Source organism: Advenella sp. S44 (assembly GCF_002810445.1).
Classification (GTDB): Bacteria; Pseudomonadota; Gammaproteobacteria; order Burkholderiales; family Burkholderiaceae_B; genus Advenella.
The window spans coordinates 551,238-575,126 of record NZ_NEXS01000009.1; the positions used below are offsets into that span (position 1 = coordinate 551,238).

The following is a 23,889-nucleotide window of genomic DNA, read 5'->3' on the forward strand; positions in this document are numbered from 1 at the left end:
TACAAGGGTTAACCGGCAAATGACCATTGCAATGTTTCGCCTGCTGCCAACGGCACCAGTTCGGTCGCGCCGTAGGCAAGCGTATAGGGAATATCATAGGCCTTGCGCTCCAGTGTTATTGTTGCAGTATTGACCGGCAATCCGTAAAAGGCAGGACCATTCAAGCTGGCGAAAGCCTCTAGCCTGTCCAGTCGTCCGGCTTGCTCAAATGCGGTGGCGTACAGTTCCATGGCGTGCAAGGCCGTATAACAGCCGGCGCACCCACAGGCATGCTCTTTCAGCCCGCGGGCGTGGGGCGCGCTATCGGTTCCCAGGAAGAACCGGTCGCTATCTCCCGTGGCCGCAGCCACCAGCGCCAGACGATGCGTTTCGCGCTTCAATACCGGCAAACAGTAATAATGAGGCCGGATGCCGCCCGTGAAAATGGCATTGCGGTTAAAAAGCAGATGATGCGCCGTGATCGTGGCTGCTATCGGTCCTTCTGCCTGCGTCACGTAATCGACGCCCTCCTTGGTCGTAATATGCTCGAATACGACCTTGAGCGCCGGATAACGCTGACGCAGCGGAATCATCACCCGATCAATGAATGCGGCCTCGCGATCAAACAGATCGACGGTCTGGTCGGTCACCTCCCCGTGCACCAGCAATGGTACGCCGTGTTTTTCCATCGCAGCCAGCGCCTTGTCGCACTGATCCAGCAAATTAGTCACACCCGCATCCGAATTGGTCGTCGCGCCTGCAGGATAGAGTTTGACTGCATGCACAAAATCCGATTGCGCGACCAGCGCGATTTCCTCCGCCGTCGTCCCTTCAGTCAGATAAAGCGTCATCAATGGCGTAAACGCAGCCGCATCGCTGCCTGCTTTGCCTAGCGCCGCAACGATACGGTCCCGATAGGCGCCGGCCTGTGCCACGGTGGTGACCGGTGGTCGCAGATTGGGCATGATAATGGCGCGGTGGAACTGGTGCGCCGAATGCGCGACCACGGCCTGCAGTGCCTCATCGTCACGCAGGTGCAAATGCCAGTCATCTGGCTGAATAAGGGTAATGGCGGTATCTGTAATCAGCATAAGTTCATGGAGTCCTTTTGATGACCCATACTATACAGAAAACCGCAGGGGAAATTGAGGCTTGCGCGTCGGGCCCGGGTTGAAAGTCGCCATAAAAGACGAGTGTTTGCGCTGAATGCGGGCTGAAAATTCGTTAGCGGCCCCGCTTATCGCGGCTTGCCGGCCACAATGCTAATAATTCCTAACAAATGGCAGATTATCGGAAAAAACCGAAAACCGCGTTAACGACCAAGCTAATTTGGTTAACTTCTTCTATCTTGCATATAAAAAACAATATTTGTATTTTTCTTCAATTTGCCGCAAAAAAAAACTATGCAAGAGGCAAATTACACGTTATTCTCTGCCTGTACGAATATACACACGCCTTTATGGAGATTTACAAATATGGCAACAACTTCAGAAAAACCAGCCCGTAAGCCAAACGCAGCTTTCATGAAACCGCTGACTCCCAGCGATGAGCTGGCTCAAGTAATCGGCAGTGATCCGTTACCTCGTACAGAAGTGACCAAGAAAATCTGGGAATACATCAAAAAACACGATCTGCAGGATCCCAAAAACCGTCGCAACATCAACGCCGACGACAAACTGCGCCCCATTTTCGGTAAAGACCAGGTCAGCATGTTCGAAATGACAAAACTGGTCAGCACACATCTGAAATAATCGGCTGTGCATTACCCAGAAAAAACGAATCCCGAGGGGTTCGTTTTTTTATGTCTTTTTTAGTTTTTATTCCCTTCTTTTCGAACGGGTTTGCATGGCTCATGCAGCAGTGACGAAGGGACGCATGGTTCCAATAGCGCGGGCAGCACAAATGCATGGCTCAAATGGCGCGAGCAAGGGTTGCATGGCTCGGCCAACAGCGCAGATGCCATTGTGCCCGCTTGCCCGTCATTATCACGACACGCTTTCAACACTGCGCATAAAAATCCGAATTACATTTGTCAGATGCGCACGCATGGCCTGCCTTGCCCCATCTGCGTCCTGCTTTTCCAGTGCAAGCAATATGTGATGATGCTCCAATTGCGACCTCAAGGGCATATCGTCCGGTGTATACAGCTGCTGTAATCGACCAAAGAGCTCGGTGTACTGTTTGCCCAAAAGATATCGCACAAAAAAAGCGTAGGCGCCGTTTTCCGCCGCCTCGGCAATTCGGATGTGAAATAGCCGATCACCGATATGATCCTGGGAGTGATTCAAATTGTCCTGAACATTCATCAGATACGCTTCTTTAATGGCCTGCATTTGTTCGTCGCTGCGCCGCTGTGCTGCCAGCGCCGCGATTTCCGGCTCCAGCAAAAGACGCGCCTGCAACAATTCAAATGGTGTCACCTCTGTTGAGGTCGCAAGATGGGGTAACAATTTGGGATGTATCGGCGGATCTTCATGAGTCACCTGAGCCGGCCCGCGCTGGCGTACGTACACGCCACTGCCTAGCCTGACCTCAACCCAGCCCGACACCTCAAGCGCAATAATCGCTTCCCTCACCGAAGTGCGACTTGCCTGGAACTGGCTGGCGAGCTCTCTTTCAGGCGGGATACGACTGCCCACCGGGTAACTATTATTCTGGATTTTGTCGCGGATGCTTGCGGCAATCCGTTGGTAAACGCGATCACTTTCCATGGATGACTCTAATAATTGATTGAAAAAACTTGCAAACTGTCGCCATTTCGCCTAAATTGTACAGACCAATTAAACTGGTCTGACCAAATTAGGCAGATTTACAGGTTGGTCTGATCAGTTGAAAACATTATAGCGTTACAGGAGACACCATGACAAAGATCACCCAAATGGAAGTGCTGGATATTCGCTTTCCCACATCAAGCTTTCTGGACGGGTCCGATGCCATGAATCCTGATCCGGATTATTCAGCCGCCTACGTCATCCTGCACACCGATGTCCCCTCTCTGGCAGGTCACGGCTTGACCTTCACCATCGGCAGGGGCAATGAAATTTGCTGTCAATCCATTGAGGCGATGCGCCATCTGGTCATCGGCCTTGATATGGATAGCGTCAAATCGTCTCCCGCCGATATGTGGCGCACGCTCACGGGCGACAGCCAGTTGCGCTGGATCGGCCCCGACAAGGGCGCCATGCACCTGGCCACCGGTGCCGTGGTCAACGCCATCTGGGATCTATGGGCGAAGATGGAAGGCAAACCGGTATGGAAGCTGATTGCAGATATGAGTCCGGAACAACTGCTCGATTGCATTGACTTGCGCTACCTGACCGACGCCATTGGTCGCGACGAAGCGTTGCAGTTGCTCCGCGATTGCGCTCAGGCAAAGGAAGAACGAGAAGCGTCGCTTCTGGCCGAAGGATACCCCTGCTATACGACATCAGCCGGCTGGCTGGGTTACAGCGATGAGAAGCTGGCTCGCCTGTGTCAGGAAGCAGTCGATCAGGGCTTCAATCACATCAAACTCAAAGTCGGACATAATCTGGAAGACGACAAGCGCCGTGTCCGAATTGCCCGGGACATCATCGGACCGCAACGCAAGCTGATGATCGATGCCAATCAGGTTTGGGAAACCGATCAGGCCATTGAGTGGATTCGGCAATTGGCTTTTGCCAACCCCTGGTTTATCGAAGAACCTACCAGCCCCGACGATATCGAAGCGCATCGACAAATCCGGCAGGCTATTGCCCCCATACAGGTCGCCACAGGCGAAATGTGTCAAAACCGGATTATGTTCAAACAATTTATGAGCCGACAGGCGATTGACATTGTGCAGATTGACGCATGCCGCATGGGCGGGGTCAATGAAGTGCTCGCCGTACTGCTACTGGCTGCCAAGTTCAAGCTTGCTGTGTGCCCGCACGCAGGCGGCGTCGGATTGTGCGAGTACGTACAGCATTTTTCAATGATTGACTATCTGTGCTTTTCCGGAACACGCGAAGGCCGCGTCACCGAATACGTGGATCATCTGCATGAACACTTTATGGACCCCTGCGTCATCCGTAACGCAGCATATATGCCGCCTACTGCGCCCGGCTTCAGTATAGAGATGAAACCGCAATCTCGTCGACAGTACGCTTTTAAAGGCTGATCTGCGTAAAGAAAAATCATTAAGGGGACAATTTTTATGATTGATACGCATGTTCACTTCTGGAATTACAACCGTGATGAATTTTCATGGATTGGCGAGCATCAGGTAGCACTCAAACAAAACCGCTTGCCAGGCGATATAGCCGCGCTCACTACGGCACGCGTCAGCGGACTCATTGCTGTACAGGCCAGAACCACGCTTGACGAAAATAACTTTCTGCTGCAGCTTGCAGAGCAATTTCCCATCATCAAAGGCGTCATTGGCTGGTGGGATTTTGACGCGGGGATTGAACCGCAACTGCAAACGGCTAGCAACCATCCCCACATTAAAGGCTTTCGCCACCTGATCCAGGACGAGCCGCAGCCTTCGCACTATCTAAACGAACACCCGGGTCTGCAACGCGGCGTCCGAGCAATGCAGCAGCACAATTACGTTTATGAAGTGCTCGCTCGTCAGATCGATCTGCCTGCTGTGGTCAGCTTCTGCACGCGTCATGACAAACATTGGCTTGTCATTGACCACCTGTGCAAACCTGATTTTACGTGTTCGTCAGCATTTGAATCGTGGCAGGGACATATGCGCAAGCTCGCTGCTTTACCTCACGTCACAGTCAAAATATCGGGGCTGGTGACGGAAGTCGGAGCCCACGCCACCGCCGCCGATTTGCAGCCTTATGTGGACACTGTCTGGGCGCTGTTTGGCACGGAACGTCTCATGTGGGGCTCCGATTGGCCCGTGTCCTCGGCGAGCCATTCATACGAACAGCTACTTGACTATTGGAAAGAAAACACACGCCATATGCCGCTGGCAGAGGCCAAGCAGGTGCAACTGGCTACACCTGTAAAAATATACCAACTGTAATTGAAGGATGAGAGACAAATGGATTTGAATTTGAAAAACAAAGTCATTATCGTGACAGGTGGCGGGTCGGGCATTGGCCAGGCCATCAGTCTGACGCTGGCAGAGGAAGGCGCTATTCCTGTCATTTTCACTCGCTCACCGTTGTCGCCGTCGCTGCAGGAAAAGCTGGCGGGATCAGCATCAGGATATGGCTTGCAGCAACTGGATCTGATGGACGAGGCGGCGTGTCAGTCCGCCATCAGCGCGACCGCCGAACAATATGGGCGTATCGACGGCGTGGTCAACAATGCCGGGGTCAACGACAATATTGCGCTTACGGCAAGCGTCGCGCAATTTCGTCAGTCGTTGGAAAAAAATCTGGTGCATTACTTTACGATTGTCCACCATGCCCTGCCCTATTTGAAAAAAAGTCAGGGCAGTATTGTCAATATAGGCTCAAAAACAGCCATCACCGGCCAGGGTCAAACTAGTGGCTATTGCGCTGCCAACGGCGGACGACTCGCGCTGACACGGGAATGGGCCGTTGCGCTGCTAAACGATAAGATCCGGGTCAATGCCGTAATCCCTGCCGAGGTAATGACGCCACTATACGAATCGTGGATCAGCAGTTTTGATAACCCGCAAGAAAAGCTGGCAGGTATCACTGCTCGCATTCCCCTTGAAAAGCGCATGACCACGCCACGCGAGATTGCCAACACCGTGGTATTTTTGCTGTCAGACCGATCATCGCATACGACAGGCGAATGTCTGTTCGTCGATGGCGGCTATACACATCTTGATCGTGCCATCGCCTGATGCGGGGAAATGCATGAGACATCAGCGATATTGCCTGGCGCTGGATCTGGTAGACGATCCGGAAAAAATTCAAACCTATATAGCGCTGCACACGAAAATCTGGCCAGAAGTCAAAGCCAGTATTTACGCTAGCGGCATCAATGATATGCAGATCTGGCACATCGGCACCCGTCTGTTCATGATCATGGAAGTTAACGACACATACAGCCCTGAATACGCGGCCGCTATCGCCGCGACCGAACCTAGGGTCAAGGAATGGGAAACCCTGATGTGGCAGTTTCAAATGCCAACACCGTGGACGTCCGCTGGCGAAAAATGGGTTGCCATGGAAAAAATATTCGACCTGAAACGGCAATAAGACACGTCAAAAAATCACGCCTGCAATAACCAACCAAACCATCCTATCGATAAAAAAAGTCAAGATCGACAACGGAGATATTCATGAAACACGCCATCACCACCCCTCAGTACCGCACCGGCTTCATTCTGGTTACCACGCTTTTCTTTATGTGGGGTCTGTCCTATGGACTACTGGATGTGCTCAACAAACACTTCCAGGACGCCCTGCATATTTCCAAAGCGCAGTCGGGGCTGCTGCAGGCTGCATACTTTGGAGCCTATTTCATTATTGCTTTGCCCGCGGGGATGTTCATATCGAAAAAAGGATATAAGGCCGGCATCATTACGGGCCTCTCACTCTACGCGATCGGCGCATTGCTATTTGTGCCTGCATCCAGCGCCATGACGTTCCCCTTTTTCCTATTCGCACTGTTTGTGCTGGCTTGCGGTCTGGGGTTTCTGGAAACGGCAGCCAATCCCTATTCCTCAGCGCTGGGAGCACCGGAAACGGCAGAGACTCGATTGAATTTATCCCAGTCGTTCAACGGCTTTGGCCAGTTCTGCGGGCCGTTAATCGGCGGTCTGTTTTTCTTTGAAGGCGCCACTGGCCAACAGCCTGCCGCCCAGAACGGCGCGGTCACAACGACCTATGTCGCCATTGCCGTTGTTGTCGTATTGCTGATCATACTGTTTGCACGCACCAGGCTACCCGATCTGCGCGATGCAGAAAGCGCGCTCGATGAAAAAAACGCATCCGCCAACCAGCGGTCTCTTGCCTCCCACCGGGAATTTATCGCAGGTGTGATTACTCAATTTTTTTATGTCGCGGCCCAAGTGGGGGTAGGCGCATTCTTTATTAACCTTACGCTGGAAACCTGGAGCGGTTTTGAAGCCAAAGATGCCTCCTATCTGCTCTCGATAGGCTTGCTGGCCTTTATGATCGGCCGCTTTGTCAGCACCGGAATCATGACACGCGTCCCGGCCTCTCGCCTGTTAGCTATCTACGGGTTGATCAATATCGTGCTTTGCGGCATTGTCATGACTGGCCTTCCAGGCGTGGCCAGTATCGCCGCCATTGGCATTTTCTTTTTCATGTCCATCATGTTCCCGACTATTTTCGCCATGGGCGTAAAAAATCTGGGCTCGAAAACAAAAATTGGCAGCTCGTTCATGATTATGGCCATTGTGGGAGGCGCCGTGATGCCTTATTTCATGGGCAAAATTGCGGATGGGCATCACACTGCGCTGTCTTACGGCCTGCCACTGGTTTGCTTCATCATTGTGGCAGTTTACGCCGCACTGTATAACAGGCTTAGCATCAAAACTGGAAAGTGACAGGCTTGGCCCGCCCCATTCCAGGTGACCAGTGCAAGCTGGCCTGAGATGGCTGAGATGGCTGAGATGGCTGAGATGGCTGAGATGGCTGAGATGGCTGAGATGGCTGAGATGGCTGAGATGGCTGATATGCCTGATATGCCTGATATGCCTGATATGCCTGATATGCCTGATATGCCTGATATGCCTGATATGCCGGATGTGTCGGATGTGTCGGATGTGTCTGGCATGCCTCGTATGCTTTAAGGCTTCAAGCTTTATATGCTGCATATGCTCTATATACAGCACGTTTCCGTCGCGGCCCTTAAAACGGGGTACACAGCTACGTTTACGCCCGAATGTACGCCCACCCTTGTTGCTGCAACCGGACAAGTTCAACAATAGCGCCTTGCGCGAGCACCTGCAGCGGCGCTCTGTTTTGGCGATTGGCCCGATTCAGCGTGTTCGGGCATAACCAGGTGATGGCATCAAGTACCTCGTGCTGATCATCCAGCGCAGCAATCGCCGCCTGGGCATTGAGCACAATTTTCACTTGCGCGCCTGGCTCATCCCGTAGCAGATTGCCGGCATTGCTCCGAGCTCGTTGCAATGCATCCGTGGTTGGTGCATGAAATACCACTTTCAAAACAGCCTGTTCAGTCATCACATTCACTTTCAAAAGTGACCATTATCGCATCGTTCAGTACCCCGTGAAAACACGGCCCGTTCGCGCCTCGCTCCTTGAATATGAGTGCCGGTATAGATATAGGTACAGGACAGGTACAGGTGCAGATTTAAAACCAAGTCAAGACCAAAAACGACCAGGACGTTTTCCTTTGCCGCGTTGTGCCCGCACAGCACCCCGGATCTGTCCCTATTGACTTCGCGGACCCCGTATAACGAGGACCGACATCTTCTTTGCATGGCGTATGCAATAAAAATGATGCGGATATTGATAATCATTATCATTAATGTTATATAATTCAGCCTTTCGAAATCAATGGAAGGCACGTTCATGAGAACCACTCAGCCTGTGAGGCTTGATCCCGCCAGCAAAACACTGTCGCCGATTTCGGCCTCACTCATGAACCGCCTTGTGGTCAATACGCTTGGCATGACTATGTTGGGATTGCCACTCGCGGCGTACGCCGATAGCAGCGTCGTACAGTTGACGCCTATCATGGCAACTGGTGCCGAGGACGGCCTTGCCGCGCCCTTCGCCGGCGGGCAGGTCGCTCGTGGCGGCGGTCTTGGCGTGCTGGGTTCGTCAGACGTCATGGATACGCCGTTTAGCACCACCAACTATACCTCACAATTTCTTGATGACCAGCAAGCCCGCACGCTAGCCGACGTGGTGGTCAATGAAGCGTCAGTCCGCGTGATGACGTCAACGGGCAGTTTCAGCGAGGACTTCCAGATCCGCGGTTTCGATGTTAACAGCGGCGATGTGGGCTTTAACGGACTATATGGTCTGGCCTCGGCCAACCGCATGCCCACAGCCATGATGGAGCGCGTGGAAGTGCTCAAGGGACCGGGTACGCTGATGTACGGCATTAGCCCGACCGGCAGTATCGGCGGAAATATCAATATCGTGACCAAGCGGGCCGACGACGAACCGTTGACCCGTCTGACTACCACTTATGAAAGCAAGTCAATTCTGGGCGCGCACCTGGATATGGGACGCCGCTTCGGGGACAACAAGCAGTGGGGCATACGCTTTAATGGTGTATACCGCAACGGCAAGACAAGCCTGGATGACGGCCGGCAAAAATTCGCCCTTGGCGCACTCTCGCTGGACTATCGTTCGGCAAAATTGCGCTGGTCACTGGACGCCTACTCGCAGCGCGAGAATGTTGACAACTTTCGTGCGCAAAACGGCTTCCATCCAGATATTGCCTATATTCCGTCAACGCCTTCGGGCCATCGCGCCATCTATTCGGGCGCTGACCTGACCATTCGCGACTCGACCATCGCCTCCAGGCTGGAATACGATATTTCCGACAGCCTGATGGTATATGCCGCTGCGGGCTATCATTACGGTGCCAGCGAACAGGACTTTCCTTCCGCGCGCACCACGGATGCCGTCGATGCGCTGGGCAATTTTCGGGTCATCAATTCCTGGTATGACGCCTATTCGCGCAGCCGGACTGCCGAGATCGGCGCGCGCGCGAAATTTTCCACCTTTGGCATCAATCACTTAGTGTCGTTGTCCGGCTCAGTCCTCAAATCTGAAGCGGGAAGCTTCTATTTGTCTGCGCCATTAAATCAGACAATCGATTCGAATATCTACGACCCGGTGCGCCTGGTACCCATGACGGGTGATCGTCAGTCACCCAACAGAGATTCGGAAACCCGACTCTCTAGTATTTCGCTGACCGATACGCTGTCATTTGCCGATGATCGCATTCTGGTTACTGGCGGACTGCGCAGGCAGCAAGTGAAGTCCGAGAATTTCAATGTCGGTGGCGCAGTCACTTCGTCCTATGATGAAAGCGCCGTGTCGCCACTGTTTGGCATTGTCGTGCGCCCATTGGATAATGTATCAATCTACGGAAACTTCACCTCGGGCCTGACCACGGGTGGTACAGCCCCGGCCACTGCTGCCAATGCCGGCGAGGTATTTGCGCCCTATAAGTCCAAACAGTACGAGGCCGGTGTAAAAGTGGACTGGGGTCGCGTCATGACCACGGTTTCCGTTTTCCAGGTAGACCGTCCAAATGCGATTACCGATCCGGACACCAATATCTATAGTTACGATGGCGAACAGCGTAATCGCGGCGTGGAGTTTTCTGCTGTCGGTGAAGTCACGGACGGACTGCGCCTGATGGCCAGCGCAACTTTCTATAATGCCAAGCTGCGTCGTACCGCAGGAGAGCTCAACCAGGGCAACCGGGCCAATGGGGTACCAAAGCGTACGTTCAATCTGGCCGCTGATTGGGACTTGCCTTGGGTGCCCGGCTTCAGTCTCGGTGGGCGCGCCATCCACACAGCAGCAACGCCTTATGATGCAGAAAACACCCTCACACTGCCATCGTGGACACGCTATGACCTGAGCGCACGCTATCGCACGACATTCCAGGGCAGGCCTCTCACATTGCGCGCAAGCGTACAGAACGTGTTGAACAAAAAGTATTGGCTATCGAGCAGTACACGGCTGACCGTGGCTACGGCAGCCGCGCCGCGCACCGTTCTTTTATCGGCCGAGATGGAATTCTAGTGCACCGCCCATGAAATGACGCTCGTTAACATCGCCGGACCCGTTTATTGGTCCGGCTTTCTGTCGACCGGATGAGATGGCGCGTCAATGATTTGTGTCGCGACGCGGGCCGATGGCAATAGCGCTTGCCAGAACAATAGTGATATCGGTTGCAATAGCGGATGTGATAGCAGTGGCAGTGGCAATCAATGCCAACGGCGATAACCGTTGGATAGTCGTTGCAATAACGGTTGCGCCATAGCCGTTATCAATGCGGCAACAATACCACTTTTCCGGACGCAATGCTCCCACGGTCCAGCCCGGTAAATGCCGCCACACCCTCCTCTAGCGTGCGCGTCTCAACCCACGACAGATCGCCAAAGGTGCCATTGTGCAATGCGTTCACAGTCGCGTACATGTCTGCCATGGTGTATGTGTACGTTCCCAGCAATGTGACCTCCGACAGGGTCAGCTTGCGCATATCAATCTCACTGCTCCAGTCCTGCAGTCCAATATGCAATATCGTGCCACCCGGTCGTACGCAGTTGAACGCCGTGTTGCGCGTGGGTGCAGCGCCAACAGCGTCCACGACAAAATCATAACTGTCATGAGCGGGCGCATGGGCCACTGGATCGATAGAGACACAACCGGCATGCTGTTCGGCCGAGGCGCGCCGCAAGGCATTGGTTTCAGCCAAATCAACAAGCCTGCAGCCGTATGCGCGCAGCAAAATGGCGGTCAGCAAGCCGATTGCCCCGCCGCCAATGACCAGCACTCGCGCCTCCGGCAAGGGACGATGCATTTTTCCCATCGCCAGATTTATCGCATGCAGCACTGTGGCGGCCGGCTCTGTCAGGGCAGCAACCACGGGTGACATATCGTCGGGAATCGGCACGACTGATTTGGCCGGCACCGACATAAATTGCGCGAACGCACCAGCACGCGACATACCAACCATGCCGCGATTGCTGCACAAATTATCTCTTCCCTGCATGCAGTACTGACACACGCCGCAGGTGATTAGCGGATTGACCGTCACCCGCTGGCCAACCCCGATTGAATCGCTCGCGCTTTCAGTCACCGTGGCCGCCAGTTCATGCCCCAGAACAAGACCGGGTTTACGCCTTGGGTCGTGCCCGTGATAGGCATGCATATCAGAACCGCAAATGCCTGCGGCATCAATTTTCAGAACGACTTCGCCCGCGTGCAGATCTGGCAGCGGACGCTCCTGCAGCGTCATTTCGTTGGGTGCGGTATAAACCAGTGCTTTCATTTGATAGAACTCCTTGTATGCGGCCCGGCGCAGGCCGGATCCGCTGCTAAATCAAGAGATTGAGGTTTGTGCGGCGCCGGTCATCTCGCGACCCGCCGATGTTGCGTGGTCAGGAACATGCCGGGCAATCCACCGAGTGCACGCAACACTGAGCAAACCAGCTGCGAGCACATACAGGCATAACAACCAGGGATCGCCGCCATTGATGTCCGTTAGCACCGTTGCGACAATGGGAGTGAGTCCACCGGCCAGTACGCCCGCAAGCTGATACACAAATGAAATCGCGGTATAGCGTACTTTCGCATCAAAACACGAGGAAAAAAACGATGACATAGTGCCAAACACCGCCGCATGGAATATGCCAAACGGAATAATAATGGCAAGCCAGACCAGATACACATTGTGGGAAAAGGTCTGCATGACATAGAAAGCCGGAAACGCCGATAATGCAGCAAACAGCGCACCCAGTCCGTATACACGCGCCTTGCCGACACGATCGGCCACCGCGCCCCAGAACGGAATGAAGCATGTCATCAATACCGCACTGATCATGACACCCATCAGAGCCTGTGTGCGAGGCAGATCCAGCTCACGCGTCAGATAATTGAGCGAATATACCCCGAAAACGTTGAAGAAGACCCCGTCGATCATGCGGGCACCCATACACGCCAAGATTATTCGCGGGTACCGACGCAGCGTGTCGACCAGTGGCAACACGGGCTTCTCGATCCGCTTCTCGGTTTTTGCTTTGTGCTTCATCGCCTCAAACTCGGGCGACTCAGACACATGATTGCGAATGTAGCCACCCACCAGCGCCATCAGACCACTTAGCAGAAACGCGACACGCCAACCCCATGACAAAAAGTCTTCGTTACTTAGCTGCCACGATAATAAGCCAACCACGCCCGAAGCCAGAACCAGCCCAAGCGACATGCCGGTCTGGGGAATGCTGCTGAAAAAACCACGGCGCGCCGGCGGAGCCGACTCGTAAGTCATCAAGACTGCGCCGCCCCACTCTCCGCCAAGCCCGATCCCCTGAATAATACGAAAGAACAATAGAAGAATGGGCGCCCAGATTCCGATCTGGGCATAGGTAGGAATAAAGCCGATCGCCACTGTCGCTCCGCCCATCAACAGCAACGTGAGCATGAGCATTTTCTTGCGACCAACCGTATCGCCGAAGTGCCCGAATATGATACCGCCCAGAGGCCTGGCCACAAATCCAAGCGCAAAGGTGCCATACGCCAGCATTGTGGAAATAAACTCGTTATCACCAGGGAAATAAAGCTTGTCAAATACCAATCCGGCCACAACGCCGTACAAGAAAAAATCGTACCACTCGATAATGGATCCAAACAGGCTGGATACGGTCGCGCGGTGGAGATTAACGCGGGCCTGCCCTTGTGCTGAAGTGTTCATGCTGTCTCTGCTCCATAGCGTTTTTATTCTGCTTTTATATTGATGAGCGGCAAAATGCTGCCGCAGGAAATACTGCCTACTTCGCTGTGTAGCCCCCATCGACCATGATTACCTGTCCGGTGATATAGCTTGAGGCGTCACTGGCCAGAAACACCGCAACCCCGTGCAAGTCGTCCAGTCGACCGTTGCGGCCGATACAGGTTTGGTCGGCGTGATGCTGGCTCAGGCTTGCATCGCCAAATACAGAAGCGGTCAATGGCGTCGGAAAAAAACCCGGACCAATTGCATTGCATGTAATGCCATGTGACGACCATTCTTGCGCAATGGCGCGCGTCAGTTGTACGACGCCGCCCTTTGCGGCGCCATACGGGGCACTATGCGCAAATGCGCGATACGACTGCAAAGAGGCGATATTGATGATGCGGCCCCAGCCATTTTCTTTCATTGCCGGGGCCAGCGTCTGGGTCAAAAAGAATGGCGCTGCCAGATGAAGCTCCATTTGCAGACGCCAGGCTTCATAATCGACCTGCTCAAACGGCTGGCGCAGATTAACTCCTGCGGCATTGACCAGAATATCGATTGCTCCGGCGCGGGCCCCTGCCTCGCTGGCGAATGCCTGCCGCGCGGAATGGTCGGCCAGATCACATATCTTATAACGCGCTTCAATACCATCTTCAGCCAGGAGCGCGACCTGCTCTTGCAACGACTGCTCGCGCCGGGCCACCAAGACCACCTTTGCCCCAGCCAGCCCCAACCCCCTGGCAACGGCCGCGCCAATACCCGAATTGCCGCCTGTCACCAGGGCTGTTTTGCCGGAAAGATCGAACATAGCCTTGTTTTTCATACTTGCCTCCTGTCGCTGGCTTATACCGTCACGGCTTGACCGGCATCGAATTTTTCTCCGGGAAAGTACTTTGCCAGTCGATCATCGGCAGTACGGGCATGGGCTTCCATGCCTTCCAGTCGCGATATTCGTGCCGTCACCGGGGCGATCTGCCTGACGGCCTCCTTGGACATCTGCTGCCAGGTCAGTGTTTTCATGAACTTATGGACCGATAGCCCACCCGAGTACCGCGCCGCGCCTTTGGTTGGCAATACATGATTGGGTCCGCTGCATTTGTCTCCAAAGGCCACGGTAGATTCTTCACCCAGAAACAGCGAGCCATAACAAGTCAGGCGCTCAAGCCACCAGTCAAGATCCTTGGCCTGAACCTCGAGATGTTCCGATGCATAGCGATCCGATACCACGGCCACTTCCTCTCGGGTATCACAAATGACAATTTCGCCATAATCGCGCCAGGCTGCAGTGGCGGCATCCCGGGCAAGACCGGGGAGCTGCTCGATAAGTTGTGGTACGCGTCTCGCAACTTCTTGCGCCAGGGAACGTGACGTCGTGAACAGCCATGCCGGCGACTCATGTCCATGCTCGGCCTGGCCCACCAAGTCACTAGCCACAATTTCCGGATCAGCAGTTTCATCGGCAATCACAGCGACCTCTGAAGGACCCGCAAATACGTCGATACCCACTTGGCCAAACAGACTGCGCTTGGCTTCGGCAACGAATTTATTACCTGGCCCAACCACGACATCTGCCGGTGTGCCCGTGAACAAACCAAAAGCCATGCTGGCAATGGCCTGCACGCCGCCGAGCGTCATGATCGTGTCTGCCCCGGCCGTGCGAAAGGCGTACAGAACATACGGATGCATGGCACCGCCACGGAACGGACTGGAACAAGCGATAATATTCTTTACTCCCGCCGCTTTGGCTGTGGCCACACCCATATAAGCCGATGCAATATGCGCATAGCGGCCTGCCGGTGCGTAACAGCCAACAACATTGACAGGCAATACCCGCTGGCCGGCCGTGACGCCACCATCGAGTTGCACTGAAAACTCCCTGACAGATTCGCGTTGGCTTACCGCAAAGTCATAAACCTGACGCACTGCAAACTCAATATCGTTCTTGATCGCAGCGGGAATATCGCGGGTCGCCTGGTTGATCTGCGCATCGCTCATCACGATGTCACCGGTCCACTTGTCCAGCTTGCTTGCATACTGACGTACTGCCTTTTCGCCGCGCTCGCGTATATCGGCCAGCATTTCATCCACAACTGCTCTGGCAGCTCCCGTTTCCGACTCTGGCGTCTTGTCGGCTTTCTTCATGTATTCAATAGCCACTTTTTCCTCCTGAATGTATTCGCTTTCAATTAAATATAAATAATATCGTTACTAATACGTTGTATTTACTAAGTTTATATTCGTATTCTTACATTAATGGAACTAAACTCGTCGTTTAATGTATGCGCTTACATTTTATTGTAGGGAAGTAGCGGACATTCGTCAATGCATAAACATTAAATTATTCGCGTGCACAACGGCTTATAATTCATTCTGTTTATCAACAAAGACAGAGGCAAGCCATGAAACACCGGGCGCGCATCGCTGACGTTGCATCCCTGGCAGGAGTGTCAGTAGCAACCGTATCCCGAACCTTATCCAATCCAGCATCGGTCAGGCCCGCGACCCGTGAACGGGTTCAACGTGCCATCGATGAACTGAACTATTTCATGGACGGATCAGCCAGGGCATTGGCGTCTGGCCATGGCCATACAGTCGGCATGGTGGTGCCAACGTTGGATAATTCGATATTTGCCCTGGCTGTCCAAGGATTACAAACAACCCTGGCCGCTCATGGCTACCAGCTGCTGATCGCAGCGCATGAATATAATCTTGAGACTGAAGCCCAGCAAGTGCGTGCCTTGTTAGAAACCCGGATAGACGCCCTGGTGCTGGTTGGCGTGCATCACTCAGACACAACCTGGGATTTGGTGCGACGCAGTGGCACGCCACTGCTGGTGGCCTGGGCCACTCACGAAAGCTACCCTTCCGTTGCCTTCGATAATCGTCTTATCGGGCAACTGGCCGCCGAGCATCTGGTCTCGCTGGGACACAAGCGCTTTGGCATGATTTCAGGCTATACCCGCTACAACGACAGGGCACGGCAACGTGCTGACGGGTTCATCGACACCTTGCAACGCCATGACATTGAATTTGAAAAACGGAATCTGATCGAACAGCCCTTTGGTTTTCCAGGCGGACGCTCAGGCTGGGCTCGCCTGATGCAATTGCCGGCGCCTCCCACCGCTATTTTTTGCGGAAACGATGTTCTGGCAATGGGATGCATGTTTGAAGCGCAAAAACACGGTATACAGTTACCCCGGGATCTGTCCATTGTGGGCTGCGATAATCTGCCTATTGTCTCTCACCTGCCACCAGGATTGACCACAGTGCAGTTGCCTACATACGAACTGGGCATCGAGTGCGCTCATTCTGTACTGGAATGGATAGAAAAGGACGCCCGACCCGTCTCTGTTTGCCTTGATATCGAATTGATCGTCCGGGGAACAACGGGCCGGCCTCCTGCTGATCCAGACTGACAAGACACGATGGAACTGAGCGAAGAAAAGCGCCAATCATCGCAGGTAAAAAAGAACAAGCGTATTCAAGCCGGGTGAGGCGGGGCGTCTGCTGATAAGACAAAGGCCGCTTGCGCGGCCATGTCGATGTGGGTTTAGCGAGATTGCGTACGATGTTTGAGCGTATGTGTGCGGCAAGAATGCGGTCTATACACAGCCCCTGCTATCCACTCGTGTGCGATACACGTATAGGCGCAGGACAAGCATGCGGTCTACCGCGAATTGGAGACCAACGCACAAACGCCCCGCAATGGCGACATTGCGGGGCGTTTGAAGGAATAAAAAGCCTGACGATGACCTACTTTCACAGATGTCCATCCACTATCATCGGCGCAAAGGCGTTTCACTATCCTGTTCGGGAAGGGAAGGAGTGGGTCCACCTTGCTATGGTCGTCAAGCGTAAGCTGGTATGGCTTAGCGCTAGCTGGTTGCTATGCGTTAGCAATTTGGAAGAAGCACAAGCTAGTTGTATTCGATCGGGCAGATGAGTCAATCTTGCGTTGGTGATTGATTTTGCTGCAATTTACTTCAGTTTTTTGAACGACACTCAACCGCTATTGCTCAGCGCAGTTGTAGCAACCATGATTACCATGGCTACGTATAACCTGCAGAGTTATAGGATCAAGCCGCACGGGCAATTAGTATCAGTTAGCTAAACGCATTGCTACGCTTACACACCTGACCTATCAACGTCCTGGTCTCGAACGACCCTTCAGGGGGGTCTAGCCCCCGGGATACCTAATCTTCAGACGAGTTTCCCGCTTAGATGCCTTCAGCGGTTATCTCTTCCATACATAGCTACTCGGCAATGCCATTGGCATGACAACCGATACACCAGAGGTATGTCCACTCCGGTCCTCTCGTACTAGGAGCAGGCTCCGTCAAGTATCCAACGCCCACGGCAGATAGGGACCAAACTGTCTCACGACGTTTTAAACCCAGCTCACGTACCTCTTTAAATGGCGAACAGCCATACCCTTGGGACCGGCTACAGCCCCAGGATGAGATGAGCCGACATCGAGGTGCCAAACACCGCCGTCGATATGAACTCTTGGGCGGTATCAGCCTGTTATCCCCAGAGTACCTTTTATCCGTTGAGCGATGGCCCTTCCATTCAGAACCACCGGATCACTATGTCCTGCTTTCGCACCTGTTCGACGTGTCAGTCTCACAGTCAAGCACGCTTATGCCATTGCACTATCAGCACGATTTCCGACCGTACCTAGCGTACCTTCGAACTCCTCCGTTACACTTTGGGAGGAGACCGCCCCAGTCAAACTGCCCACCATACACTGTCCCCAACCCGGATAACGGGCCTAGGTTAGAATCGCAAACAAACCAGGGTGGTATTTCAAGGATGGCTCCCTACGATCTGGCGACCGTAATTCAACGCCTCCCACCTATCCTACACAGGCCGGTTCACAATTCAATGTAAAGCTACAGTAAAGGTTCATGGGGTCTTTCCGTCTAGCCGCGGGGAGATTGCATCATCACAAACACTTCAACTTCGCTGAGTCTCAGGAGGAGACAGTGTGGCCATCGTTACGCCATTCGTGCAGGTCGGAACTTACCCGACAAGGAATTTCGCTACCTTAGGACCGTTATAGTTACGGCCGCCGTTTACTGGGGCTTCGATCAAGAGCTTGCACCCCATCACTTAACCTTCCAGCACCGGGCAGGCGTCACACCCTATACGTCCACTTTCGTGTTAGCAGAGTGCTGTGTTTTTAATAAACAGTCGCAGCCACCAATTCTCTGCGGCCCATTCGCGCTTTAACACGCTACTAGGGCATACCTTCTCCCGAAGTTACGGTATTAATTTGCCGAGTTCCTTCTCCTGAGTTCTCTCAAGCGCCTTGGAATATTCATCCCGTCCACCTGTGTCGGTTTGCGGTACGGTCATTGTTAAACTGAAGCTTAGAGGCTTTTCCTGGGACCACTTCCTATGACTTCACGAATAAATTCGCTTCGCACCAATACCTTGAATTACGCGGCCGGATTTACCTAACCGCCTTCTCAGTACCAGTCACGGGTACAACCAATCACCCGCTCACATTTCGCAATCCGTCCCCCCATCGCATTTAACAATGGTGTTGGAATATTAACCAACTTCCCATCAGCTACGCATCTCTGCCTCGCCTTAGGGGCCGACTCACCCTGCGCCGATGAACGTTGCGCAGGAAACCTTGGACTTACGGCGAGGGAGCTTTTCACTCCCTTTATCGCTACTCATGTCAGCATTCGCACTTCTGATACCTCCAGCAACCGTCTCCAGCTGCCTTCACAGGCTTACAGAACGCTCTCCTACCGCGTACGGATAAATCCGTACACCCGCAGCTTCGGTATATTGCTTAGCCCCGTTACATCTTCCGCGCAGGACGACTCGATCAGTGAGCTATTACGCTTTCTTTAAAGGATGGCTGCTTCTAAGCCAACCTCCTGACTGTCTATGCCTTCCCACTTCGTTTCCCACTTAGCAATATTTAGGGACCTTAGCTGGCGGTCTGGGTTGTTTCCCTCTTGAGTCTGGACGTTAGCACCCAGTGCTCTGTCTCCCGCGCTGTACTTGCCGGTATTCGGAGTTTGCCATGGTTTGGTAAGTCGCCATGACCCCCTAGCCATAACAGTGCTCTACCCCCGGCAGTAATACGCGAGGCACTACCTAAATAGTTTTCGGAGAGAACCAGCTATTTCCAGATTTGTTTAGCCTTTCACCCCTATCCACAGCTCATCCCCTAATTTTTCAACATTAGTGGGTTCGGTCCTCCAGCACGTGTTACCGTGCCTTCAACCTGGCCATGGATAGATCATCTGGTTTCGGGTCTACACCCAGCGACTAAATCGCCCTATTCGGACTCGCTTTCGCTGCGCCTTCCCTATTCGGTTAAGCTTGCCACTGAATGTAAGTCGCTGACCCATTATACAAAAGGTACGCAGTCACCCCACAAGGAGGCTCCTACTGTTTGTATGCACACGGTTTCAGGATCTATTTCACTCCCCTTCCGGGGTTCTTTTCGCCTTTCCCTCACGGTACTGGTTCACTATCGGTCGATCACGAGTATTTAGCCTTGGAGGATGGTCCCCCCATGTTCAAACAGGATTTCACGTGTCCCGCTCTACTTGTTCGACGCTTAGTACCACAGCAAAGATTTCGTCTACAGGGCTATCACCTGCTACGGCCGGGCTTTCCATCCCGTTCAACTACCAATGCTGCTATCTCGTCCAGGCTGTTCCGATTTCGCTCGCCACTACTTTCGGAATCTCGGTTGATTTCTTTTCCTCGAGTTACTTAGATGTTTCAGTTCACTCGGTTCGCTTCACTGTACCTATGTATTCAGTACAGGATACTGTCTAAAAGACAGTGGGTTGCCCCATTCGGATATCTACGGATCAATGCTTATTTGCTAGCTCCCCGTAGCTTTTCGCAAGCTATAACGTCCTTCATCGCCTGTGATCGCCAAGGCATCCACCATGTGCACTTAGTCACTTGATCCTATAACACTAAAGGCTATAGGAATTTACTGCTTCGTCTATACAGTGCCTTTTGAATTCACCGTATAAACATGCTGAGTTTTTGCGTTTGTGTGCCGTTCATCAATGTCATTCCTCATTCTCAAATCCACTCACACCCCACAGACCAGAATAAATCCTGACCCACAAGATACAAGCGCATTCGATCATGAAGCTTGAGTTAATAGAACTTCATAAAATAATGCAATCACAACCCAATTTTTCATCGTTTACTTACCCGACCCTGGTGGATCGCATAAGTACCCTTTGAATACTTTAGTTGTGCTTCTTCCAAATTGTTAAAGAACATATACAGCCAATAATGCGTCACTGCCCTTCCCGCATTCGGGTAAACCCAAATTCGAGAGGATCAGTATTCTAGCACTTCCTTTCTAAAAAAGAAAGCACTTAAATTCTGTGTGTTCGTCAATAAGAACGTTGTTATGTACCTGGTGCGCCACAATCTCGGCACGCCAATCATGATGGTGGAGGATGACGGGATCGAACCGACGACCCCCTGCTTGCAAAGCAGGTGCTCTCCCAGCTGAGCTAATCCCCCAACAAACCTGTTTGGTGGGTCAAGTTGGAATCGAACCAACGACCCCCGCCTTATCAAGACGGTGCTCTAACCGACTGAGCTACTGACCCAACTTCACATCAGTCAGCAACCGCTCGTGAGACGCCACTCAAATACGCTTCGCGCATCCCGCAGCCCTTCACTCGCCAAGCCAACCCCAGCGAAACCTGATTGTTCATCCATATACAAAGCCAGCCGTATTAACCCATCAAGATCCCTACCGACACAACTTCGTACACAGACCGCTGTACTCGTTCTTATTAACAACCGATAAGCGTGGACGCTTTCGCTTCGTGCGCTTCGCTCTTAAAGGAGGTGATCCAGCCGCACCTTCCGATACGGCTACCTTGTTACGACTTCACCCCAGTCATGAATCCTACCGTGGTAATCGCCCCCCTTGCGGTTAGGCTAACTACTTCTGGTAAAACCCACTCCCATGGTGTGACGGGCGGTGTGTACAAGACCCGGGAACGTATTCACCGCGACATGCTGATCCGCGATTACTAGCGATTCCGACTTCATGCAGGCGAGTTGCAGCCTGCAATCCGGACTACGATCGGGTTTGTGAGATTGGCTCCACCTTGCGGCTTGGCAACCCTCTGTCCCGACCATTGTATGACGTGTGAAGCCCTACCCATAAGGGCCATGAGGACTTGACGTCATCCCCACCTTCCTCCGGTTTGTCACCGGCAGTCTCATTAGAGTGCTCAACTAAATGTAGCAACTAATGACAAGGGTTGCGCTCGTTGCGGGACTTAACCCAACATCTCACGACACGAGCTGACGACAGCCATGCAGCACCTGTGTTCCGGTTCTCTTGCGAGCACTCCTAAATCTCTTCAGGATTCCAGACATGTCAAGGGTAGGTAAGGTTTTTCGCGTTGCATCGAATTAATCCACATCATCCACCGCTTGTGCGGGTCCCCGTCAATTCCTTTGAGTTTTAATCTTGCGACCGTACTCCCCAGGCGGTCAACTTCACGCGTTAGCTGCGCTACTAAGCCCCGAAGGGCCCAACAGCTAGTTGACATCGTTTAGGGCGTGGACTACCAGGGTATCTAATCCTGTTTGCTCCCCACGCTTTCGTGCATGAGCGTCAGTATTATCCCAGGGGGCTGCCTTCGCCATCGGTGTTCCTCCACATATCTACGCATTTCACTGCTACACGTGGAATTCCACCCCCCTCTGACATACTCTAGTCCGGTAGTTAAAAATGCAGTTCCAAGGTTGAGCCCTGGGATTTCACATCTTTCTTTCCGAACCGCCTGCGCACGCTTTACGCCCAGTAATTCCGATTAACGCTTGCACCCTACGTATTACCGCGGCTGCTGGCACGTAGTTAGCCGGTGCTTATTCTTCAGGTACCGTCATCAGTTCCGGGTATTATCCGAAACCTTTTCTTCCCTGACAAAAGTGCTTTACAACCCGAAGGCCTTCATCGCACACGCGGGATGGCTGGATCAGGGTTTCCCCCATTGTCCAAAATTCCCCACTGCTGCCTCCCGTAGGAGTCTGGGCCGTGTCTCAGTCCCAGTGTGGCTGGTCGTCCTCTCAAACCAGCTACGGATCGTTGCCTTGGTAGGCCTTTACCCCACCAACTAGCTAATCCGATATCGGCCGCTCCAATAGTGAGAGGTCCTAAGATCCCCCCCTTTCCCCCGTAGGGCGTATGCGGTATTAGCCACGCTTTCGCGTAGTTATCCCCCGCTACTGGGCACGTTCCGATACATTACTCACCCGTTCGCCACTCGCCGGCAAAAGTAGCAAGCTACTTTTCCGCTGCCGTTCGACTTGCATGTGTAAGGCATCCCGCTAGCGTTCAATCTGAGCCAGGATCAAACTCTTCAGTTTAATCTCTGTTTAATTGCCATTTAACTGTTTAAATAGGTAAATGGTCGCTGCTTCACTCAAAAGAAATAACGTTTATAGTGATATAAACCTTACTTCTGTATTTCAAGTGAGCGCTTAAAATATATATTGTTAGCATCACAATCTAACCAGGTACCCCCGGATAGACCATGTTGCGCACTCATTCCAAGCGCCCACACTTATCGGCTGTTAGTTGTTAAAGAACATTTTTCTTCTTGCTCCCATTGGACCAAGCGGTGACATTGCGCTGTCACATTCGGCGTTCATACTTAATAAAGTAGGAATCGCATACTGTGAAATTCTGTACTACCTAAGTAAGTGACGACTAACTCAGTCAACAACTTACCCTACCGCTTCTGCCTCTTGCCGCTGTCACACCGTTGTGTGTCATCAGCAGAGAAACGAGATTATGAAGCATCTGGTTTCTATTGTCAAGACTTTTTTGCAACAGCTCGAAAATTTCTTTTCTCACTCACTTCCAAAAAAACCCTGCCACTGACTGCAAAACCACTTCACTTCTCAGTAGCGTAGCCCGCTATTATGAATCACTTTGAAATAAAAAGCAAGAACTATTTTCACTTTCTAGATCTTCATGATCAGCCTTCTGTTTCCTTATCGACCGCTGCCAAGGCAACCGCCAAAAACATAAAACCACTCATAACTGCTCGCCACACCGGCTGCGATTCCCCCACCCCAAACATACCGAAGTATATTAACAACGCCTTGATTTACCTAAAGAATTTGCCGCTCTTGCGGTACCCTTCTTGAGGTGCCCTGCGTTGTTTGTTAAGCAGGAAAGATCGAAACTATAGCAAGCCATTTGCCCCTTGGCAAGCCTCATCGACAAAATACTTTGCCCCGCCCCATCCCTTTTTGATCCGTAATTACCCTAAGCGCATGATTTGATTCAGATTCGCTTTTTTGCGACATTTCTTATTCTTTTTACGCGCCCCCCAATGATGTCCGTTTTTTGCGACAAAAATGCAACATCACCGCTCAATCGCAATAACGCAGGCAGCGGTTTCTCACCGTTTTTTTCGGCAAAACTGCGCTAACTATGCCCTGCTCGCCACGCTCTCGGGCGCTGTTGGTCAGAATCCATGTGGGGTTTAGTCCAAAAACGACAATGTCTGCGCTCAAAAC

At 52.6% G+C, this 23,889-nt stretch carries 16 protein-coding genes, 2 tRNA genes and 3 rRNA genes; 9 read left to right on the top strand and 12 right to left on the bottom strand.

What is annotated here, in order from left to right:
- Positions 1–8: 8 nt before the first annotated feature.
- Positions 9–1,070, bottom strand: a complete 1,062-nt coding sequence (gene pyrC, locus CAP48_RS16370) for a dihydroorotase (RefSeq protein WP_100698582.1) — start codon at positions 1,068–1,070, stop codon at positions 9–11.
- Positions 1,071–1,454: 384 nt separating this feature from the next.
- On the opposite strand from pyrC, the gene CAP48_RS16375 reads away from it, so the two are divergent.
- Positions 1,455–1,730: an SWIB/MDM2 domain-containing protein gene (locus CAP48_RS16375; RefSeq protein ID WP_100698584.1), complete on the top strand. Its 276-nt coding sequence runs from the start codon at positions 1,455–1,457 to the stop codon at positions 1,728–1,730.
- A 234-nt stretch (positions 1,731–1,964) separates the two neighbouring features.
- On the opposite strand, the gene CAP48_RS16380 is transcribed toward CAP48_RS16375, so the two are convergent.
- On the bottom strand, positions 1,965–2,690 hold the full coding sequence (locus CAP48_RS16380; protein WP_100698586.1) for a FadR/GntR family transcriptional regulator: 726 nt from the start codon (positions 2,688–2,690) through the stop codon (positions 1,965–1,967).
- 149 nt (positions 2,691–2,839) lie between these two features.
- On the opposite strand from CAP48_RS16380, the gene CAP48_RS16385 reads away from it, so the two are divergent.
- From CAP48_RS16385 to CAP48_RS20270, 6 genes are all read left to right on the top strand, one after another.
- Positions 2,840–4,117 (top strand): L-fuconate dehydratase, encoded by a 1,278-nt coding sequence (locus tag CAP48_RS16385; RefSeq protein WP_100698588.1) that lies wholly within the window; start codon positions 2,840–2,842, stop codon positions 4,115–4,117.
- 36 nt (positions 4,118–4,153) lie between these two features.
- Positions 4,154–4,978 (top strand): amidohydrolase, encoded by an 825-nt coding sequence (locus tag CAP48_RS16390; RefSeq protein WP_100698591.1) that lies wholly within the window; start codon positions 4,154–4,156, stop codon positions 4,976–4,978.
- An 18-nt stretch (positions 4,979–4,996) separates the two neighbouring features.
- Entirely contained in the window at positions 4,997–5,773 is a 777-nt protein-coding gene (locus CAP48_RS16395) for an SDR family oxidoreductase (RefSeq protein ID WP_100698593.1), read from the top strand.
- Positions 5,774–5,786: 13 nt separating this feature from the next.
- Complete coding sequence (locus tag CAP48_RS16400; RefSeq protein WP_100698595.1) at positions 5,787–6,131, top strand: L-rhamnose mutarotase; 345 nt, start codon at positions 5,787–5,789, stop codon at positions 6,129–6,131.
- Between the two features lie 83 nt (positions 6,132–6,214).
- Positions 6,215–7,447: an L-fucose:H+ symporter permease gene (gene fucP / locus CAP48_RS16405; RefSeq protein ID WP_100698597.1), complete on the top strand. Its 1,233-nt coding sequence runs from the start codon at positions 6,215–6,217 to the stop codon at positions 7,445–7,447.
- Positions 7,448–7,504: 57 nt separating this feature from the next.
- Positions 7,505–7,693 (top strand): hypothetical protein, encoded by a 189-nt coding sequence (locus CAP48_RS20270; RefSeq protein WP_161495287.1) that lies wholly within the window; start codon positions 7,505–7,507, stop codon positions 7,691–7,693.
- Between the two features lie 82 nt (positions 7,694–7,775).
- On the opposite strand, the gene CAP48_RS16415 is transcribed toward CAP48_RS20270, so the two are convergent.
- Positions 7,776–8,090 carry a hypothetical protein gene (locus tag CAP48_RS16415; protein ID WP_100698601.1) on the bottom strand — a complete coding sequence of 105 codons (315 nt, stop codon included), beginning with the start codon at positions 8,088–8,090 and terminating at the stop codon, positions 7,776–7,778.
- Positions 8,091–8,441: 351 nt separating this feature from the next.
- Between CAP48_RS16415 and CAP48_RS16425 the strand changes: the two genes are divergently transcribed.
- Entirely contained in the window at positions 8,442–10,643 is a 2,202-nt protein-coding gene (locus CAP48_RS16425; RefSeq protein ID WP_242444527.1) for a TonB-dependent siderophore receptor, read from the top strand.
- A gap of 247 nt (positions 10,644–10,890) precedes the next feature.
- On the opposite strand, the gene CAP48_RS16430 is transcribed toward CAP48_RS16425, so the two are convergent.
- From CAP48_RS16430 to hisD, 4 genes are all read right to left on the bottom strand, one after another.
- The gene (locus CAP48_RS16430; RefSeq protein WP_100698605.1) at positions 10,891–11,895 is read right to left on the bottom strand and encodes a galactitol-1-phosphate 5-dehydrogenase; all 1,005 of its coding nucleotides are present in this window, start codon (positions 11,893–11,895) and stop codon (positions 10,891–10,893) included.
- A gap of 51 nt (positions 11,896–11,946) precedes the next feature.
- Positions 11,947–13,314: an MFS transporter gene (locus tag CAP48_RS16435; protein ID WP_100698607.1), complete on the bottom strand. Its 1,368-nt coding sequence runs from the start codon at positions 13,312–13,314 to the stop codon at positions 11,947–11,949.
- Positions 13,315–13,390: 76 nt separating this feature from the next.
- A complete protein-coding gene (locus CAP48_RS16440) occupies positions 13,391–14,158 on the bottom strand; it encodes an SDR family NAD(P)-dependent oxidoreductase (RefSeq protein WP_100698609.1) in 768 nt (255 codons plus the stop codon).
- Between the two features lie 20 nt (positions 14,159–14,178).
- A complete protein-coding gene (gene hisD, locus CAP48_RS16445; RefSeq protein ID WP_100698611.1) occupies positions 14,179–15,492 on the bottom strand; it encodes a histidinol dehydrogenase in 1,314 nt (437 codons plus the stop codon).
- A 242-nt stretch (positions 15,493–15,734) separates the two neighbouring features.
- Between hisD and CAP48_RS16450 the strand changes: the two genes are divergently transcribed.
- Entirely contained in the window at positions 15,735–16,751 is a 1,017-nt protein-coding gene (locus CAP48_RS16450) for a LacI family DNA-binding transcriptional regulator (protein ID WP_100698613.1), read from the top strand.
- A 324-nt stretch (positions 16,752–17,075) separates the two neighbouring features.
- On the opposite strand, the gene rrf is transcribed toward CAP48_RS16450, so the two are convergent.
- The 5 genes from rrf to CAP48_RS16475 all read right to left on the bottom strand — a co-directional run bounded on the left by rrf (position 17,076) and on the right by CAP48_RS16475 (position 22,728).
- Positions 17,076–17,188 (bottom strand): 5S ribosomal RNA (gene rrf, locus CAP48_RS16455).
- Between the two features lie 219 nt (positions 17,189–17,407).
- Positions 17,408–20,283 (bottom strand): 23S ribosomal RNA (locus CAP48_RS16460).
- A 500-nt stretch (positions 20,284–20,783) separates the two neighbouring features.
- Positions 20,784–20,859, bottom strand: a tRNA-Ala gene (locus CAP48_RS16465).
- Between the two features lie 12 nt (positions 20,860–20,871).
- Positions 20,872–20,948: transfer RNA gene (locus CAP48_RS16470), tRNA-Ile, on the bottom strand.
- A 237-nt stretch (positions 20,949–21,185) separates the two neighbouring features.
- Positions 21,186–22,728: ribosomal RNA gene (locus CAP48_RS16475) — 16S ribosomal RNA — on the bottom strand.
- The 16S, 23S and 5S rRNA genes sit together here with 2 tRNA genes alongside, the layout of an rRNA operon.
- Positions 22,729–23,889 lie beyond the last annotated feature (1,161 nt).